At 63.2% G+C, this 19,093-nt stretch carries 15 protein-coding genes and 1 pseudogene; 4 read left to right on the top strand and 12 right to left on the bottom strand.

Translation table 11 applies throughout. The features are described from left to right. Positions 1-63: 63 nt before the first annotated feature. Entirely contained in the window at positions 64-966 is a 903-nt protein-coding gene (locus G9U53_RS10980) for an SDR family NAD(P)-dependent oxidoreductase (RefSeq protein WP_003943614.1), read from the top strand. 1 nt (position 967) lies between these two features. On the opposite strand, the gene G9U53_RS10975 is transcribed toward G9U53_RS10980, so the two are convergent. Then, complete coding sequence (locus G9U53_RS10975) at positions 968-1,693, bottom strand: hypothetical protein (RefSeq protein ID WP_165638680.1); 726 nt, start codon at positions 1,691-1,693, stop codon at positions 968-970. A gap of 149 nt (positions 1,694-1,842) precedes the next feature. Further along, positions 1,843-2,715, bottom strand: a complete 873-nt coding sequence (locus G9U53_RS10970) for a hypothetical protein (RefSeq protein WP_003943530.1) — start codon at positions 2,713-2,715, stop codon at positions 1,843-1,845. A 213-nt stretch (positions 2,716-2,928) separates the two neighbouring features. On the opposite strand from G9U53_RS10970, the gene G9U53_RS10965 reads away from it, so the two are divergent. After that, complete coding sequence (locus tag G9U53_RS10965) at positions 2,929-3,480, top strand: DUF732 domain-containing protein (protein ID WP_165638679.1); 552 nt, start codon at positions 2,929-2,931, stop codon at positions 3,478-3,480. On the opposite strand, the gene G9U53_RS10960 is transcribed toward G9U53_RS10965, so the two are convergent. From G9U53_RS10960 to gltB, 3 genes are all read right to left on the bottom strand, one after another. Then, positions 3,481-4,377, bottom strand: coding sequence for a cutinase family protein (locus G9U53_RS10960; RefSeq protein WP_007735797.1), 897 nt, complete (start codon positions 4,375-4,377; stop codon positions 3,481-3,483). A 184-nt stretch (positions 4,378-4,561) separates the two neighbouring features. Further along, positions 4,562-6,013 (bottom strand): glutamate synthase subunit beta, encoded by a 1,452-nt coding sequence (locus tag G9U53_RS10955; RefSeq protein WP_003943594.1) that lies wholly within the window; start codon positions 6,011-6,013, stop codon positions 4,562-4,564. Further along, positions 6,006-10,604 (bottom strand): glutamate synthase large subunit, encoded by a 4,599-nt coding sequence (gene gltB, locus G9U53_RS10950; RefSeq protein WP_165638678.1) that lies wholly within the window; start codon positions 10,602-10,604, stop codon positions 6,006-6,008. The genes G9U53_RS10955 and gltB overlap by 8 nt, the downstream gene beginning before the upstream one ends. 556 nt (positions 10,605-11,160) lie before the next feature. Between gltB and G9U53_RS10945 the strand changes: the two genes are divergently transcribed. Next, positions 11,161-12,600 (top strand): NAD(P)/FAD-dependent oxidoreductase, encoded by a 1,440-nt coding sequence (locus tag G9U53_RS10945; RefSeq protein WP_058036989.1) that lies wholly within the window; start codon positions 11,161-11,163, stop codon positions 12,598-12,600. A gap of 154 nt (positions 12,601-12,754) precedes the next feature. Here G9U53_RS10945 and G9U53_RS33305 read toward each other — a convergent pair whose 3' ends face one another. The 6 genes and pseudogenes from G9U53_RS33305 to G9U53_RS10915 form a co-directional block, all read right to left on the bottom strand. Continuing rightward, a complete protein-coding gene (locus tag G9U53_RS33305) occupies positions 12,755-13,132 on the bottom strand; it encodes a DUF4192 family protein (protein ID WP_058036988.1) in 378 nt (125 codons plus the stop codon). A gap of 407 nt (positions 13,133-13,539) precedes the next feature. Then, on the bottom strand, positions 13,540-13,983 hold the full coding sequence (locus G9U53_RS33505) for a hypothetical protein (RefSeq protein ID WP_058036987.1): 444 nt from the start codon (positions 13,981-13,983) through the stop codon (positions 13,540-13,542). Between the two features lie 76 nt (positions 13,984-14,059). Then, positions 14,060-14,956, bottom strand: a complete 897-nt coding sequence (locus G9U53_RS10930; protein ID WP_058036986.1) for an LLM class F420-dependent oxidoreductase — start codon at positions 14,954-14,956, stop codon at positions 14,060-14,062. Continuing rightward, a pseudogene (locus tag G9U53_RS34160) lies at positions 14,953-15,045 on the bottom strand (GYD domain protein); the annotation flags it as partial. The pseudogene G9U53_RS34160 and the gene G9U53_RS10930, both read right to left, overlap by 4 nt. 220 nt (positions 15,046-15,265) lie before the next feature. Then, positions 15,266-16,297, bottom strand: a complete 1,032-nt coding sequence (locus tag G9U53_RS10920) for an alpha/beta hydrolase (protein WP_058037010.1) — start codon at positions 16,295-16,297, stop codon at positions 15,266-15,268. A gap of 429 nt (positions 16,298-16,726) precedes the next feature. Then, positions 16,727-17,416 carry a nitroreductase gene (locus tag G9U53_RS10915; protein WP_058036984.1) on the bottom strand — a complete coding sequence of 230 codons (690 nt, stop codon included), beginning with the start codon at positions 17,414-17,416 and terminating at the stop codon, positions 16,727-16,729. An 84-nt stretch (positions 17,417-17,500) separates the two neighbouring features. Between G9U53_RS10915 and G9U53_RS10910 the strand changes: the two genes are divergently transcribed. Further along, complete coding sequence (locus G9U53_RS10910) at positions 17,501-17,998, top strand: helix-turn-helix domain-containing protein (protein ID WP_082661279.1); 498 nt, start codon at positions 17,501-17,503, stop codon at positions 17,996-17,998. Positions 17,999-18,065: 67 nt separating this feature from the next. Here G9U53_RS10910 and G9U53_RS10905 read toward each other — a convergent pair whose 3' ends face one another. Continuing rightward, positions 18,066-19,040 (bottom strand): alpha/beta hydrolase, encoded by a 975-nt coding sequence (locus tag G9U53_RS10905; RefSeq protein ID WP_242692523.1) that lies wholly within the window; start codon positions 19,038-19,040, stop codon positions 18,066-18,068. Positions 19,041-19,093 lie beyond the last annotated feature (53 nt).

Here is a 19,093-nt window from a genome sequence, read left to right as displayed (position 1 = left end):
TTTCGCAGAGGGGAAGTCAGCTAGAGACACACGCCACAAACGTACACACGAAAAGGGCAACCAATGGGGTTACTGAAGGACGTCACCGGCTGGCGACGCGGAACGAAGTTGCAGCGTCGACTGCGCGATCTCACCGGCACGCTGGTGGTGATCACCGGTGCGGGCAGCGGCATCGGGCGTGAAACGGCCCTCGCCTTCGCCGCCCAGGGAGCTATCGTCGTGGTCTCCGACATCAATCTTGAAAGCGCGCAGGACACTGCGGCACTTGTAAACATCCCTTCGCAAGCGGGCGGCGCCGAAGCAGTGTTCGGTGGCGGTGCCCACGCCTATCAGGTGGACGTGTCCGACGAACAGGCCGTGATTCGGTTCGCGGAGACCGTCGCGGCACATCACGGCGTACCGGACATCGTCGTCAACAACGCTGGAATCGGGTTCTCCGGGACATTCGCCGACACCGAGCAGCGCCAGTTCGAGCGCGTCATGGACATCAACTTCTGGGGAGTTGTCTACGGCTGCCGGGCATTTACCCCGATGATGATCGACCGGGGAACAGGAGGGCACGTCGTCAATCTGTCCTCGGCCGCCGCGTACACACCACAGAAGGCCCTCACCGCGTATTCGACAAGCAAAGCAGCGGTATTCATGCTCTCGGATTGCCTACGGGCAGAGCTGCTTCCACACGGCATCGGCGTCAGCACCATCTGCCCCGGCCTCGTTCACACGAACATCCTCAAGACCACCGAGTTCGCCGGGACCACCGCCGAGGAGCAGCTCGAGAACCAGACCAAGGTCGACAACTTCTACCGCAAGCGCAACTTCACGCCTGACCGAGTCGCCAGTGCCATCGTGAAAGCGGTTCGCACGAACAAGGCCGTCGTACCCGTGACCGTCGAAGCCAAGCTCGGACGCACGATCAGCCGGTTGTCTCCCGGGTCGATGCGCGTCGGAGCTCGGTTCGAGATCTAGGTCAGCTTCCGAAACTCAGGCTGCCCGTGAAACCCTGCTGCACATCGGCTTCCGAGCGGCGAAGAACCTCGTAGGTGCTGGCGTACTGGCCACTGAAACCGGTGACGGTGATCGGGCGTCCGACGGCGACGGCATCGAGGTCGATTCCGGTCTGTGTGTTGACGAAGATGACGGTGTTTCCCTCGGCGCCCGAGACCAGGATCTTGTGGCCGTACGGCAGATCGTCGACGACGGGTCCGCTCACGATTCCGGACACCGTCACGAGACGACCTTCACTGCCCTCACCGATTGCATTGAGGGGCAGTCGCGCCGGGCTGATCTGGGTAGTCGTGCCGATTACCTCGACGGCAGTCGGGCGGACGACGAGCAGGCCTTCCTGATCCGCGAGGACTCCGGTGACCTGAACCCGATCGCCGAGAACAACCCCGGAATTGTTCGGATCGCTGATGTAAATGCCCGAATTGCCGCTCTGGAGACCAAAGCCCTTGTCGTAGAAGCTGGATTCGAACACTCCAGACGGCGTAGTCGCGGTTCCCACGACGGTGACCGTCGTTCCGATGGCCTGCGCACGGGCTGCCGCGATGGAGTCCGCGGACACCTCACCGACAACTGCTGCCGGCTCCGCCGTCGCTGCAGTACCGACAAACATGGTGGCTGCAGCCGCAACTGCCAGTGCCGTCACACCCCGGCGCAGGACCGGACTCGCAAGAACGCTGTCTCGAAACATGTTTGAGGACTCCCCTGTGATTTCGTGGCCGCGCAGGTGCTCCTGATGGAGTCCGCCTTCGCCCACCCTGAGGCACAGGTTATTACAGGTCGGACGCCGCAGCGGTGGTGACATTCCGCCACCACCGCTGCTTCAAGGCATCCGAGTTTTCAGGAACCGGAGCTTCCGGACGAACCGCTCGAGCCACTGGAACCGCTGGATCCTGTTCCGCCACCGAGATCGTCGAGAGGATCGCTACCGGTGAGGCCGCCCGGGTACAGGTAGGCGTCGGAGATCGTGCTGAGCGAGGTTCCCGACGTGGCCGGTACCTTTGCTCGCCAGTTGACGATCGGGTTCAGCACTCCGAACGGTCCGCAACCACTGGCGGCGGGCAGCGCGAAGCCGGTGGCCTGGTTCCCGACCGGGCTCACCTTCAGTGCATTGTCCGGGAGCACCGTGTAGGTCGGTACCACCGACGGGTCAGGCGCGAGACGAAGATTCACCGGCGCAGCCGCGGAGCCCAGGTAGCAGTTGTCGCCGAGGAACGCGTTGTTGATCTTCATCCGCACCGGGATGCTCAGATCCATGTCGGTGATGATGCCGTTGAGGGTCGGGGCAGCGGTCGCCTCCACCTCGGCGGTGACTGCGGCGAGGCCGAACAGATTGCCGAACGGCAGGTCGATTCCGAGGACTCCACCCGGAACGGTCAACGGCTTGGAGTAGACACCGTGGTGTCCGTCGTCGCGCGGGAGAAGAACGGTGGACTCACCTTCACCGGAGCCGGCCTCGGCGGCGATGATCATGTCGCCTTTTCCGATCGGGAGGTTGAAGCCGTTGTTGTCGAAGGTTCCGCTCTGAACCACAACCGACACACAGGATTCGGCAGTAGCCGGACACACTGCGGCACCGGGTATCGAATTGTCGACCGGATCCTGAGCCGAGGCCATCGGCGCCGCGAACGCGAGGACCGCACCTGCGGTACCTGCAATGACGGCCACGCGCGTGCCGAGACGTCTGTTGCCGTTCTTGTGAGATTTCTGCACTGATTTCTCCCTGCCGTTTATGTGATGGGGGACGAAACTCGCAGTCATTGCTTGTGTTTCGACCGCCGCCGACAAGGTCTTTGCGGTGTGCTCCTACTCACAAGTAACAACTGAACAGATGTATATCACAGGACTTCGACTTAAAAACAGGGCAAAAGGGAGTTTCCTTAAAACGGACAAAATAAGCGGTACGGTGTGTAACACTCACGGGTGATGAACACGAACAGACTGGTCCTCTGCGTCGCGGCAGCGGGCCTACTCCTCAGCGGCTGCAGCAGCCAATCCGACAGCGACGCATCGGAATCCACTTCTGCTGCCACCAGCACGTCGGTCGCGGCGACGTCGAGTTCGACTGCCCCCAGTACGCTTTCCGAGCTGCCGACCAGCCCGCTCGCCGCAACAACACCGGAAGCCGCGCCGAGCGTCGTCGAATCGACGCCACCGGCGGTATCACTACCGGTAGCGCCACCGGCGAACGCACCAATCGATGCACGCTCACCGGAAGAGATCGTCGCGAACGCCGGCGAGAAGGGGCAGCGGTACATCGCCGCTCTGCGTCTGGCCGGGATCCCTCCCGCCGGAATGGATTCCGCAGAGATCCTCTACGCCGACGGCACCTGCAAGGCGCTCGCTGACGGTATGCCTCGGTCCGAAATGCTGGCAGAGTTCAACTCCGTCGGCGAGGTGTACTCACAGATCACGCCGATGTCCTCGCAGCGCATTGCCGAGATCTACGTCGACACGGCCGAGCAGACGTACTGCTGATCAGGCCTTACCGGCCAACCAGCCGTGCAGCCAGGATGTAGCCGAATTGCCTGCGCCGTCAACGACGTAACGCGTGTAGTCGGTGTGGACCTGCGAGCCGTAGAAGTCGACCAACTGATCGATGCGACGCGAATTCGCGCCCGGATCGAGCTGGGCCATCAGAGCGGGGAGCCCGCCTGCGGTGATCAGATCGTTGACGATCACGGCCGCTTCGTCGCGCAGCGCGAGCGCACTGGCCGGAGTGGGATCGGACGCCTGAGCCATGAATCCGGCCAGGCGCATCACAAAATCGTCCTTCGGCGTCGAGCAGTACAGGTCACCGACCGCGCAGAGCGTCACCGTTTTGCCTGACAGCCAACCGAATCCACCGATGCGAGGGCCGCTGGCACCGTTACCGCCGACAGCGGGGCCGATCAGGACGTCGGACTCGGAACGACGGGGATCTGACAGCAAGCCGACGCCCTCGACGCGAGTCGGGGGGACCACGCCGATGCCGGTTCCGATCTCGGCGGCGAGATCGCCTGCCGCGTCGGCACCCTGGCTGTATCCGACGATGGCGAAGCGAGTGTCACCGCACGAGGCGGCCATGGCGCCGATCATGCCGCGGGCATTGTCGACAGCCTGCTGCTTCGACTTGGCGTAGACGTTGGACTCCCACGGGAAGGCCGTCGCCGAGTAGGTGACGTAATCGGTGCGAACGGAGCCCGGAAGCCCGTTGGTCACCGGGGCGAGCATGCCGGCGCCGGGCCTGGTGCCCGAGGGCTCCCAGGTTCCCGGGATGGCCACGACGTACAGGCTGGGGCAGGGATCAGCCGACGCCACGGGAGCACTGACAACCGGTACCACTACTGCCGCAGCAAGTGCCGACAACACCGCAACGAGACGCCTCGCACGCATGAAACTCCCCTGTTTTACCTTCAGCAACCCATACACCACTATCGGTGCTCCGGAATCATACTGTCTGGGCGTTGTGTCTGTCCGATGCACGATTGATGAAGGTTTGTTACAGATCGTGCGAATTGCTTGCAGAAACAAAGCCGCACCCCACCGAATGCGGTGGGGTGCGGCTTTGTGAGAGCCTCTAGCGCTGCGGAGCCGCTGTCGGGTGGATCGGTGACGGAAGGGCCGTGACACCCTCGAGGTAGGTGTCCACAGCGGCTGCTGCGGAACGTCCCTCGGCGATGGCCCAGACGATCAGGGACTGGCCGCGGCCCATGTCGCCGGCCACGAACACGCCGTCGACGTTGGTGTTCCACTTCGACGTGCGGGCGACGTTGCCACGCTCGTTCAAGTCGACACCGAGATCGGTGAGCAGACCCGGCTTCTCGGGACCGACGAAGCCCATGGCCAGGAGCACGAGATCGGCTTCGAGCTCGAAGTCCGAGCCCTCGACCTTCTCGAAGCGACCCGACTTCATCTCGACCTCGTGAGCCTTGAGTCCGGTGACCTTGCCGTTTTCACCGACGAAGTTCTCGGTGTTGACGGAGAACAGACGCTCGCCGCCCTCCTCGTGAGCCGAAGCCACGCGGAACATGAGCGGGTACGTCGGCCACGGAGTCTGCTCGGCGCGAGTCTCCGGCGGACGCGGCATGATCTCGAACTGGTGGACGCTGGCCGCACCCTGACGGTGCGAGGTGCCGAGGCAGTCCGCTCCGGTGTCGCCGCCGCCGATGATGACAACCTTCTTGCCCTCAGCGGTGATGGTGGGAGCGTCGAGGTCACCCAACTGCACGCGGTTGGCGATCGGCAGGAACTCCATCGCCTGGTGGATGCCGTCCAGTTCGCGGCCCGGGATCGGAAGATCGCGAGCTGCCGTGGCGCCGCCGGCCAGAACCACTGCGTCGAACTGCTCACGCAGCTCGTCCGCGGTGATGTCCACACCGACATTGACGTTGGTCTTGAAGACGGTGCCTTCGGCTTCCATCTGCTCGAGACGGCGGTCGATGTGGCGCTTCTCCATCTTGAACTCGGGGATGCCGTAGCGCAGCAGGCCGCCGATGCGGTCTGCCCGCTCGAAGACCGTCACTGCGTGACCGGCGCGGGTCAGCTGCTGCGCTGCAGCCAGACCGGCCGGACCACTGCCGACAACCGCAACCTTCTTGTTGGTGGCGTGCGCGGCGCGAACCGGCTTGACCCACCCTTCGTCGAAGGCCTTGTCGATGATCTCGACCTCGACCTGCTTGATGGTGACCGGATCCTGGTTGATGCCCAGGACACAGGACGCCTCACAGGGTGCGGGGCACAGACGACCGGTGAACTCCGGGAAGTTGTTGGTCGCGTGCAGACGCTCGATGGCGTCGTGCCAGTGGTCCTTGTAGACCAGGTCGTTCCACTCGGGAATCAAGTTTCCGAGAGGGCAACCGTTGTGGCAGAAAGGAATTCCGCAGTCCATGCAACGGCTGGCCTGGGTCTTGAGGGTTTCCTTCGGGAACTCCTCGTAGACCTCTTTCCAGTCGAGCAGGCGCAACGGCACCGGCCGGCGAACCGGAAGTTCGCGCGACGTGTGCTTCAGGAAGCCGCTTGGATCACCCACGAGCTGCCTCCATAACTGCCTCGTCCACGTTCTTGCCATCCTTCTCTGCGGCCGCGATGGCCAAAAGAACCTTCTTGTAGTCGCGGGGCATCACCTTTGCGAAGTGACCCACCTGCTGCGACCAGTCAGCGAGGATGCGCGTGGCAACCTCGGAGCCGGTTTCGTCGCGATGACGTTCGATGGCGCCCTTCAACCAGGTGAAGTCGTCGCCCGAAAGATCCTCGAGGTCCACCAGTTCGGTGTTGAGGTTCTTCTCGAATGCCTTGTCGGGGTTGTAGATGTACGCGACGCCACCGGACATGCCGGCGCCGAAGTTACGTCCGGTGGCTCCGAGGATGACCACCTTTCCACCCGTCATGTACTCGCAACCATGATCGCCCACACCCTCGACGACGGCAGTGGCGCCGGAGTTACGGACTGCGAAGCGTTCGCCGACGACACCGCGAAGCAGAGCCTCGCCACTGGTGGCGCCGAACAGGATGACGTTGCCACCGATGATGTTGTCCTCGGCGACAAAGCCTTCCGCTGCATCGAGCGGCGGGCGTACGACGATGCGTCCACCCGAGAGGCCCTTGCCGACGAAGTCGTTGGCGTCGCCGTGCAGGCGCAAGGTCATACCGCTGGGCACGAAAGCACCGAAGCTGTTACCGGCGGAACCGGTGAACGTGATGTCGATGGTGCCGTCGGGCAAGCCCTCTCCACCGAACGCCTTGGTGACCTCGTGGCCGAGCATGGTGCCGACCGTGCGGTTGACGTTGGTGATCGCGGACTCGAAAGAGACCGCCTCACCCTTGTCGAGTGCGTTGCGGGCCGAAACGATCAACTGCTGATCGAGCGCCTTGTCGAGACCGTGATCCTGCGTGCCGGTGCAGTGGACGTCCTGGTCCATGAACGCGGACTCGACCTGGGTCAGGATCGGCGACAGATCGAGATTGCCTGCCTTGCTTCCCTTCCAGTGATCGAGAGCGCGCGTGGTGTCCAGCATGTCGACCTGGCCGACGGCTTCGAGCAGCGTGCGGAAGCCGAGTTCCGCGAGAAGCTCGCGAACCTCTTCGGCGATGAACATGAAGAAGTTCTCGACGAATTCCGGCTTGCCACTGAAACGCTGACGCAGCAACGGGTTCTGCGTCGCGACACCGACGGGGCAGGTGTCGAGGTGGCAGACGCGCATCATGATGCAGCCCGAGACAACCAGCGGTGCGGTGGCGAAACCGAACTCCTCGCCGCCGAGCAGGGCAGCGACGACGACGTCGCGACCCGTCTTGAGCTGGCCGTCGACCTGCACGACGATGCGGTCACGGAGACCGTTGAGCAGCAACGTCTGCTGGGTCTCGGCGAGGCCGAGTTCCCACGGTGCGCCCGCATGCTTGACGGAGGTCAGCGGGGTGGCACCGGTGCCACCGTCGTGACCGGAGATCAGAACGACGTCGGCATGTGCCTTGGAGACACCGGCCGCGACCGTTCCGACGCCGACCTCGGAGACCAGCTTCACGTGGATGCGGGCCTGCGGGTTGGCGTTCTTCAGGTCGTGGATCAGCTGAGCGAGATCCTCGATCGAGTAGATGTCGTGGTGCGGCGGCGGCGAAATCAGGCCGACGCCAGGCGTGGAGTGCCGAACCTCGGCCACCCACGGGTACACCTTGTGAGCCGGAAGCTGGCCGCCCTCACCGGGCTTGGCTCCCTGCGCCATCTTGATCTGGATGTCGGTGCAGTTGCTCAGGTAGTGCGAGGTGACACCGAAGCGTCCCGACGCGACCTGCTTGATGGCACTGCGACGCAGATCGCCGTTCTCGTCCGGCGTGAAGCGCGACGGATGTTCGCCGCCCTCACCGGAATTGGAGCGGGCGCCCAGACGGTTCATCGCGATGGCGAGAGTCTCGTGAGCCTCGGCGGAGATGGAGCCGTAGCTCATCGCACCCGTCGAGAAACGCTTGACGATCTCGCTGGCCGGCTCGACCTCGTCGATCGAGATCGACGGCCGCTTGCCGATGTTGAAGTCGAACAGACCACGCAGAGCGGCAAGGCGCTCCGACTGGTCGTTGACCATGGTCGTGTACTCCTTGAACACCTCGTACTGACCTGTGCGAGTTGCGTGCTGGAGCTTGAAGACCGTATCCGGGTTGAACAGGTGGTACTCGCCTTCACGACGCCACTGGTACTCGCCGCCGACCTCGAGCTCGCGGTGAGCGCGCTCTTCGGGACGATCGAGGTACGCGATGCGGTGACGTGCTTCGACGTCGGCTGCGATCTGGTCGAGGCCGATGCCACCGAGCTGCGACTGCAGACCGGTGAAGTACTCGTCCGTCAGCTCCTGCGAGAGGCCGATGACCTGGAACAACTGAGCACCGGTGTACGACGCGAGCGTCGAGATGCCCATCTTGGACATCACCTTCAGGACACCCTTGCCGGCTGCCTTGATGTAGTTCGCGATGCCCTTCTCGAGGGTCAGACCCTCGAGCTCGCCGTTCTGCAGGAACTCGTCGATGGTCTCGAAAGCCATGTACGGGTTGACCGCTGCGGCACCGAAGCCGATGAGGAGCGCCATGTGGTGCACCTCGCGGGCGTCGCCGGCCTCGACGATGAGACCGACCTTGGTGCGCGACTTCTCACGAACCAGGTGGTGGTGCACTGCCGAGGTGAGGAGCAGCGACGGGATCGGCGCGTAGTCCTCGGTGGACTCGCGGTCCGAGAGCACGACGATGCGTGCGCCACCCTCGATTGCCTGCGAGACCTGGTACTTGATGCCCTCGAGCGCACGACGGATACCGTCGCCGCCTTCCTTGACGGGGTACAGGCCACGGATCACGACACTGCGGAAGCCCGGGAATTCGCCGTCGTCGTTGACGTGAACGAGCTTCGACAGATCGTCGTTGTGCAGGATCGGCTGCGGGAGCGCAATCTGCTTGCAGGAGTCAGCATTCGGGTGCAGCAGGTCGCCCTCGGGGCCGATGGTCGCACCGAGGCTGGTGACAACCTCTTCACGAATCGCGTCGAGAGGCGGGTTGGTGACCTGAGCGAAGAGCTGCGAGAAGTAGTCGAACAGCATCCGCGGACGTGACGAGAGCACGGCGATCGGAGTGTCGGTACCCATCGAGCCCAGTGCCTCGGCACCGGAGAGAGCCATCGGCTTGACCAGCAGGTTGACCTCTTCGCTGGTGAAACCGAAGAGCTGCTGACGCAGCACGACGCGCTCGTGCGACATGTACGTGTACGGGCGGTCCGGCAGGTCGTCCATGTGGATCAGACCTTCGTCGATCCACTGCTGGTACGGGTGCTCGGCAGCGAGTTCGGACTTGAGTTCGTCGTCGCTGATGACCCGGCCCTGCGCGGTGTCCACGAGGAACATGCGGCCGGGCTGGAGGCGGACCTTGCGGACCACGGTGGACGGATCGATCGGCAGGACGCCGACCTCCGACGCCATGACGACGAGGCCGTCTTCGGTGATCCACAGACGCGACGGACGCAGACCGTTGCGGTCCAGCACGGCGCCGATGACGGTGCCGTCGGTGAAGCACACCGACGCCGGTCCGTCCCAGGGCTCCATGAGAGCCGAGTGGTACTCGTAGAACGCCCGACGAGCGGGGTCCATGCTCTCGTGCTTCTCCCAGGCTTCCGGGATCATCATGAGAACTGCGTGCGGCAGGCTGCGGCCGGCGAGGTGCAGCATCTCGAGCACCTCGTCGAAACGAGCGGTGTCACTGGCGCCCTGGGTGCAGATCGGGAAGATCTTGTCCAGGTTCTCGCGGCCACCGAAGACGTCACTGTCGATCAGGGACTCGCGAGCGCGCATCCAGTTCTCGTTGCCGGTGACGGTGTTGATCTCACCGTTGTGAGCGACCCGGCGGAACGGGTGCGCCAGCGGCCACGACGGGAACGTGTTGGTGGAGAAGCGCGAGTGGACCAGGCCCAGTGCGCTCTCGACACGATCGTCCTGCAGATCGAGGTAGAAACCCTTGAGCTGCGGGGTGGTGAGCATGCCCTTGTAGACGAACGTCTGGCCGGACAGGCTGGGGAAGTACACGGTCTCGCTACCCGGGCCACCCTTGCCGGCGCCTTCGGAGCCGAGCTCGTGCTCGGTGCGCTTACGCACCACGTATGCACGACGCTCGAGATCCATGCCGGTGTACTTGTCACCCTCGGAACCGATGAAGATCTGACGGAACGTCGGCATCGCGTCGCGCGCCAGTGCGCCCAGCGAGGAGTCGTCTGTTCCGACCTCGCGCCAGCCGAGAACCTTCAGGCCCTCTTCGACGACGATCTTCTCGACTGCAGCAGCAGCCTCGTGTGCATCGGCGTCGCCCTGCGGGAGGAATGCGATACCGGTTGCGTACGCGCCTTCGGCGGGCAGCGCGAAGTCCACGACAGCTCGGAAGAACTTGTCGGGAACCTGCAGCAGAATGCCCGCACCGTCACCCGTGTTGGGTTCGGATCCGGCAGCGCCGCGATGCTCGAGGTTGACCAGAGCGGTGATCGCCTTTTCGACGATGTCCCTGCTGCGGCGACCATGCATGTCGACAACAAATGCGACTCCACAGGAGTCGTGCTCATTGGACGGGTGATAGAGGCCCTGGGGGCCTGGAAGTTGCTTCATACCCAGCCTTCGTATGCCATAAAGATGCACCGACGACCAGCAGCGCTGATGGCCATCAACTTGCAATGCAAGTCCTTCAAAGCACCGACACGACGATGTGTTCGGTACCACCGAAGTAGCCGCCCTGCGCAGACGCGATGGTGTGCGTTCTGGCACCCGGCGACGTGAGTCTTCGGTCGGTTGAAACTTTTGTGAGTCAACCGTGTAACGAAAACGATAATTCAGAACCCCGGCACGGGCGCAACTAAGGTAGCCCTATAATTGCTCTGAACTGCGGCGATGCAGGGAGCCAGAAGGCCCCTCGACAGATTTCGGAGCTGCGTCTGTGCAGAGAAGTTCCGATTCACAGGATACCGAATCCGCAGGAAACAGGCGCGATGGGCGATGAATGCAACAACTGGCCGCAGCGATAAGAATCAGCTGCGGCCAGTGCGCCTCGAACTGTAACAAAAGTTGATCGATCAACCAAGGTCTAGGCCTGAATTGTTTGCTCGCAGAATGCCATCGCTGTAATTTCCGTAGGCTCACACCTGAGAAGACGGGTGGCGAAGAGCAAATGACAACAGCAGTAGTGGTGGGCAGTGGCCCCAACGGTCTCGCGGCGGCGATCGAACTCGCCCGCGCCGGAATCGACGTCCATGTCATCGAGGGTGCGGACAAGATCGGCGGCGGCACCCGCAGCAGCGAATACATAGTCGACGGACTCGTCCACGACGATTGCTCCGCCTTCCATCCCACCGCTTTGGCCTCTCCCTACTTCAAGGAACTCGACCGCGAATTCGGCCTCGCCAAACATGGCCTGACGTGGCTGTGGCCCGAGATCGATCTGGTCCATCCACTCGACGACGGCACCGCCGGGGTTCTGTGGCGCGATATCAACCGGACCGCTGAAGGACTGGGTGTCGACGGTAAGCGGTGGCTCGACGTCTTCGGATACCTATCCGAGAACTTCGACGAGTTGGTGCAGGACGTCTTCCAGCCGATCGTGCACGTCCCGAAGCACCCGCTGATGCTCGCCCGTTTCGGGACGGGCGCTCTGCTTCCCGCGACGGGTTTCGCGCGGATGTTCAAGACTCCACAGGCGCGGGCGCTGTTCGGTGGTGTCGCGGCGCACATGTTCGGGACGCTCACCCTTCCCCTGGCCAGCGCTGTCGGCTCGATGCTCACTGCTGGAGCCCATGCTCACGGTTGGCCTGTGGCACAAGGTGGTTCGGGGTCAATTGCAGCCGCGCTCGCCTCGATTCTGCGCAGCCTCGGTGGCACCATCGAAACCGGGAACTGGGTCACCAACTACTCCCAGATCGCCGACTACGACATCGTCATGCTCGACATCGCACCCGATGCGGCCGGGCGCCTGCTCGACGGCCGGCAGCCTGATCGCATTGCCCGGGCCTACCGCAAATTCCGCTACGGCACTGCCGCCTACAAGGTCGACTACGCCGTGCGCGGTGACTCCGACGGAAGCGTCGTGCCGTGGACAAATCCGCACGCCCGCAAGGCCGGCACCCTGCATCTGTCCGGCACGATTTCGGAAACTGCTGCCGTGGAACGCCAGACCGTTCGGGGTCAGATGCCGGACAAGCCTTTCATTCTGTTGGGCCAGCAGTTCTTGGCCGACCCCTCCCGATCTGTGGGAGACATCCATCCCGTGTGGGCGTATGCGCATGTGCCGCACGGCTATCCGGGGGACGCCACCGATGCGATCTCGAGTCAGATCGAACGCTTTGCGCCGGGGTTCCGGGACCGGATCGTGGGCGTCCACGTGCGCAATGTGCCGCAAATGCAGGCGTACAACCCCAACTATGTGGGCGGCGACATCTCCGCGGGGGCGAACACTGCGCGGCAGATCATCGCGCGCCCCCGGTTCGGACTGGACCCCTATGCCACCGGCGCCCCGGGCGTCTACCTCTGCTCGTCCGCAACTCCGCCGGGCGGCGGGGTTCACGGGATGGGTGGGTTCAATGCCGCGCGGGCGGCGCTGAAGTCTCGGGGTTGAGGCGTCCCCGATGGGGACGACATTTCGGACAAACGACTTCTGAATGGTCACCTAACCCAGTCAGCCAACACGGACGAAACGAAGATGCCCGGCCCATGGCCGAAGCGAACCCACGAAAGGGCAACTAATGGCATGAGACGCAGGACATGCATTGCTAATCAGGCACCTCGCCGTTGGTGTCGAACCACCCCGCTCCGACCTCAAGAGACTCCGAGAAAAGGGTGCGGACGCTGCGGATTCCCCTGCTGTCGAGCTCGCGCTGAGCTGCCTCGATCTGATCGAGTCCGGCGGCTGCCACCGGACCGGCGCCGACGACAACCCAGATAACCGACGTGGCTGCGGCTTGCTCGAGTGCGGTGCTGTAGTCGGCTGCCGCATCGGCACCGATGACATCGGTGCGCGCAACGAACGCGAGCATGGCCGGTGACCCGGTGAGAGCGATCATCACGACGGAACTGACGGGGACGAATCCGAGCAACGCCGGGATTGCGGCCAAGACGTCGGTGGCGGTCCTCAAACGGATGTTCTGCATGTCGTTCCCCTTGCTGTGAAAGTGACCGGGCCTCGTGCCCCGCCAATTTTTTTCGCCTTCTGGCAAAGGAGAATCGCGTCGGCATGAGGGGGCCGGAGTGCCACCCCTGGGCCGAGAAAATTTTGGCGGGAGCGTGCGAGTGACAAAAATTTCTCGGAGCCATCGGCCGGCGCTTGCGCCGCCAGGGGTTGCGCGCAGGTCACCGCCGACGAGAATCGGAAGGCCAGAAGTGAAAACAAATCAGTGCTTTTCACAGAACGGAGCGCAGCGGAGTTCATGTCGGGGGACACCGAAGGTGGCCGACCGTCGGCTGGATAGCAGTTGGTTTCGTTGCGATTGTGGCGGATCTTCACTTCCTGCGGCGCAACGATTGTGGTGGCACACGCAAGGGCAACCGTCGGCTCCGTCTATAACCCACTTCTGGAGTGCCTCCCAGCTTTTCGCGCGCAGGTGCGCAGGTGCGGCAAGTCTGGTCGGCCTTCGCATGGAACCGCCCCCAGTACCGGTCGTCGAATCCGGCGATTGGCTATGTCACGCCGCCATCGGCTCGGTATCTGAATCCGGCACCCTGATTCGCACGCGATCCATGCGCCATTGCCGGGTGCCGAGCAATCGAAGATCGCCGAACGGTTGTCGCCGGTGACGACGAACAGGCGCCGGACCAGTTCGTCGATGCCCAGCGGTTCGGGCTCGGCAATCTCGACGGTGCCATCTTGTGGCTTTGGCGCGCCCTCAACTGCGTCGGCGATCCCGCCGCCACGACCGAGCGCCTTCACGTCGTGCCCGGCGTCAGCGAGCTCGGCGGCGACCTGGCTTCCGATAAGTCCGCTTCCGAAAATGACGATCTTCATGATTTTTCTCCTTTACTCGGATAGGTCGTGCCCAAGCATTCTCGGACACTACTTATCCAAGTCAAGGGTTGCCCGGTCAGTCGAAGAGTTCGGCGGCCAGTGCTTCGTAGGTCGCGATCGGATCACCTTCGGCGGGAAGTGCTTGGATCGCAACGTGATCGGCACCCGCCGCGACATGCTCCCGAAGCCGATCCGCGATGGACTTCGCGGTACCCCGCGCAACCAGGGCGTCGATGACGCGATCGTTCCCCTCGTTGGCCAACTCTTCGGGCGCAAAACCGAGGCGCTCGAGATTGCTCGTGTAGTTGCGCAGATACAGATACGGGTTGGCGACGGCGGGGCGACCGATTGCTCTGGCCTTCTCCGGATCGGTTTCCAGGACAACCTTGTGCTCGGGGGCCAGGATCTTCGAAGGGCCGAGGATTTCGCGAGCTTCGGCCGTGTGCTCGGGGGTGGTCAGGTATAGATGCGCGCCGGCGGCGCGAGCGGCAGACAGCTTCATCACCTTCGGCCCCAGTGCGGCGAGGACGCGCCGCGCCTCCGGGACCTGGGCCGCGTCGAGTTCGTCGAGGTACGACACGAGCGAGGCGTACGGCTTGGTGTAGTCGCCGGTAGCCTCCGGATGTCCGACGCCTACGCCGAGCAGGAATCGCCCCGGGTGCGCGGCTTCGAGTCGGTGATAGGACTCCGCCACCTCAGCCGCAGGTGAGGACCAGATGTTGACGATTCCGGTTGCCACGGTGATGTGCTCGGTCGCGTCGAGAAGTTTCTCGGCGATCCGTAGATCGGCGGGTGGGGAGCCGCCGATCCAGATGGTGCCGAAACCGAGTTTCTCGATCGCAGTTCCCAGCTCGGGCGGCAAACCAGCCGCTCCTCGCCAGATTCCGTAGGTGCCCAGGTCAGGTGTTTTCGTAGTCTCCGTCGCAGCGGGTGCGACTCGGCTGCTGCCGGGATCTATTCCTTCCGTCGTCATTTGCCCGGCGCGCGGTAGTCGGTCGGTCGCTTGACTGCCTCGTCGATCTGCTCCGGTGTGAGCAGCGTGATCGACTCCGAGCGTGCTGCAGCCGTGCGAATGCTCAATGTGGTCATATTTCATGGTGGTGGTCCTTTCTCTAGTCGGCGAGCGTCGGCGCGGCGACTCGGGGTGGGAGCAGATGGGTCTTTCTGTGGTCACGGAGAAGCCCGCACCGGCACGCGGATCTGACATGGAGTTCTCGGTGACCAGTCCAACGACGTTTCGACGTTCCACACGGCGCTGACGGGTCGCCAGCTGGTCGTGGGGCTAGAGATTGCGCAGTCGCACAATTTCCTTGTCGAACTCGTCGATGTTCTCGATCGACGACATGTGACCGACGCCCGGCAACACGATCAACCGTTCGAGGTTGCCGGCGTCGTCGAGGACCTGCGCAAGCTTGCGCGCATGAACCGGCGGAGCGAGCCGATCGAGCGCACCGACGAGCACGGTGGTCGGCACCTCGAGATTGTCGAGTCCCTCGTGAACATCGAGGGTGCTCAGCGCTGCTCCCCAACCTCCACGAACACGCGGCTTGCACTCACGAACGATGTTCTCGCAGAACTGAATCTCGGCCTTGGTCGCGTTCGGTGACATCGAGACGTAGCGGAACGCCCTCGTCATGGCGCCCGAGGAGACGAACGGAACGGGCGAACTGAGGATGGCGCGGCCCACGGGGACCGGCACGCGAGGAAAACGATTGGGCAGCGGGATGACCGTGGTCTCCGCGATCAACCTCCCGCTCGCGGTGCTCGCGAGCATGACCGCCGACGCGTACTTCTCGACCTCGTCGGGGTGACGACCCGCCCAGGCCATGATGCTCATCCCGCCCATGCTGTGACCGACGATGACCGCCTTCTTGTCCTCGCGAACCGTGGCCGCCAGCACTGCAGAGAGATCGTCGGCAAGGACGTCCGGGCCGAGCGGAAGATTGCCGACAGTGCTGCGGCCGTGACCGCGCTGATCGTAGGTGATGACCCGATATTCGCCTGCCAGCGCATTGACCTGCGGGTACCAGAATTCGGTGGAGCACGTCCAGCCGTGACTGAGAACGATCGGATCGCCGTCGACGGGACCGTAAGCCCGGACATTGATGATCGCACCGTCGTCGGTGGTCAGTTCGCTGATGTCAGCTTTGAGCGTCGGAGTCTTCAGGAGTGCATTGGGCTCGACGTCGCTCGAAAGAGTCAACCCACGCGTGGATCGCCGATGACGGATCCCAGCGACGGCCGCGACGAGTGCTCCCACTCCGACGGCGCCTGCCAGTACTCGAAGCTCTGTGGTGCGCGAACGACTGGACATGCATTTTGCAGCACCTGCGACCATCAGTCGGCCGACAGTCGAAGCGGTCATGTGAATCCTCCGTTGTAGATGATGCTCGATGGTGCGAGTCCGATCTCGGTGCAGGTCTCGACTCCGGGAAACTGAGCGCGCACCCCGTGTACCGGGCCCGAATGGGTCTGGAAATCCGTCGCATCGTGGTGCGCACAACCACACCGATCGGGCGCGCGAAATCCCGGTCCGTGCGTGCGAGCGCTCGGTTGAGCGAACTCGCTTCCCCCGCATACCTCGACAACCAGTTCGAACCGTCTCGTCACCGCAGACCGCGCACTCAGTTGCAGCAGAAACTCCGACAAGTGATGGGCGAGCGCAGTTCCCCGCGCTGGGCGGTGGGAGGGGCGAGTGCGGGGCATTCGAAATTCAAGATGCAACTGTGGCTATCGCAGAGCCTCAATCACGCTGCCAGGTAACGACATTCGGGACGGTCTCGCGGGCGGTACGGAAAGAGTTGATCGGATGATCCAGATCGGCGTAGCCGAACGAGATACCGAGAAGGACGCGCCGACTCTCGGGGATCCCGAAATAGTTGTGCACGAATGGCCCGTACGACGCAAGTGCCGCCTGTGGGGCGGCGGCGATGCCAAGGCTCTGTGCAGCCATCAGGAAAGTGCTTGTGTACAAGCCGCAGTCGACGGCCCCGTAAACACCAAGGTCCGCTTCGGTCGTTATCAGCGCAACGTGCGGGGCGTCGAAGAACTCGAAATTGCGGAGCGCCTGGGTCAGGGTTCGCGGGTCCCCTTTACCGATGCCCACACTGTCGTAAAGCTGAAGACCGCATGCGCGGCGACGGTCACGGTAGATCCCTGTGTATTCCGCAGGGAAGGGGAAATCCGGCTGAGCTTCTCCTCCTGCCTGGATGTGGGAGAGGAGTTCCGTGCGGAAGCGATCGGTGGCCGCGCCTTCGGTGACAATCACCTGCCAAGGCTGAGTGTTGCACCAGGACGGGGTCTGCTGGGCGAGCTCGAGTAAGCGTTCGATGTCGGTGTGTGGGACCTGATCCGGATGAAATTGGCGGCACGTCCAGCGTCGATCGAGCAACTCGGCCAATGTCGAAACCTGCGCGGGCTCGCTAGTTGTCATGTTCACTTTCCACTCCTTAGTCTCATTTCGAGACTGAATCTAACAGGTGTGGTCTCATTTTGGAACTACTTGGTAGGATGGCTCATGCGTTACAAAGAGTTGTCCGAAGTGCCCTGCTCGATTTCTCGACCGCTGGTGATCCTCGGCGACCGTTGGACGCTGGTCATCCTGAAGTGGGCGTTCGCGGGAGTTCGTCGGTTCAACCACTTTCAGAGTGCGATGGAAATCTCGCGTAGTCGACTCCAAGACCGACTCGATCGACTGGTCGAGCACGAAATTCTGGCGAAAGTGCAAACAGACTCCGCCCATGCGGAATATCGGCTCACTCGAAAAGGCCACGACATCTACCCGATTTTGATGGCAATCAAAGACTGGGGTGATACCTACATGGCACCCGAGGGACCTCCCGTCCGCTACCAACATCGTGACTGCGACGGCGAGGCCCACGTCAGACTCGAATGTGATTCGTGCGCCCAAGAACTCACCGCTCATGATGTGCTACCAACATCCGCGCACGACCCGATCACCTCCTCCACACCAGGGAATGGTCCACAGGGCGCTGACGCTTCGTCGACAAACTGAACCGACAGCACCCTGCCGGCAACGCGCGTCCACACTGTTTGCTGACCATCGAGCCGTCGCTGGACGGTCATGACTGCTTATCTTTCGAGTCGGCGATTTCAGGTGAAGTTTTCGACCGGTTCTTACGGGTGGAGAGGAACTCGCGGATCAGGTCAGTGACGCGGTCGGGGGCTTCGATCATCGGTGTGTGCCCCACGTCTTCGAGGACCTTGGTCGTGATTGTTCGTACTGGGCGGTAGCGGGCAAGTGAGGCCTCCACGTCGTAGAAGCGGTCCTTCCGGCCGAAGATGACGAGCGCCGGCAATGCCAGATCGTCCAGCCGTGCGTCCAGACCACCTCGTCTGGTCCACGCCTGCCGCTGCCGCATCGTCTGGGTGAAGGCGGGGTGGTTCAGGCTGCGGGCGTCGTCGAGGCCTTGACTGGGGTGGGCAAATGCTGTGGCCATGTCGAAGTCCCGCGCAAATGCTCGCCGCACCACGCGATTGGTGACGAACGCGGGACCATGCTGCTGCAGAATCGGACCGATCCACGGGGTGTGAAGTACCCACTCGCCTGGCGGCAGCGTTCCGGTGCTCGTGTCGGGCCCTTCGCCCATCAACACGAGCCGGGTCACGAGGGCGCTGTGCTCGGCGGTCGCCAGGCCGAAGAGGCTGCCCATCGAGTGGCCGACGACCGTAACGTCGTCCAGGTCCAACTCGGAGAGCAGACTCGCATAGAGCCGGCCCTGGCTGTCGGGGTCGTAGCCGGATGTAGGTCGCGCAGAACCACCGTGCCCGAGAAGATCGACCCGGATGATCCGGCATTCCGGCAGGCGAGCGACGAGCTGGTCGAACCACGCCATGGAGGCACCGAAACCGTGCAGCATCAGGAGGGCAGGACCGTCGGCGGGACCGTCCACTCGGACGTGCAGGTCGACGCCGTCGACGGACATGACCTTTCCCACGCCGCCTCTTGCCGGCTCGGCGCTGGTGCGACCGGTCAATTGGCCGATCAAACTGCCAACCTGCCACACCCCGGATGACGATGCGTTAGGGATGGTCATACGCTTCTCCTCATTCCGCTGTGTTCATGAAGTGGAGCAATGGTTCGTCGCCT

The sequence above is a fragment of the Rhodococcus sp. D-46 genome, assembly GCF_011290655.1.
In the GTDB taxonomy this organism is placed as follows: Bacteria; Actinomycetota; Actinomycetes; order Mycobacteriales; family Mycobacteriaceae; genus Rhodococcus_F; species Rhodococcus_F qingshengii.
This window is presented reverse-complemented; position numbering and strand designations above follow the sequence as displayed.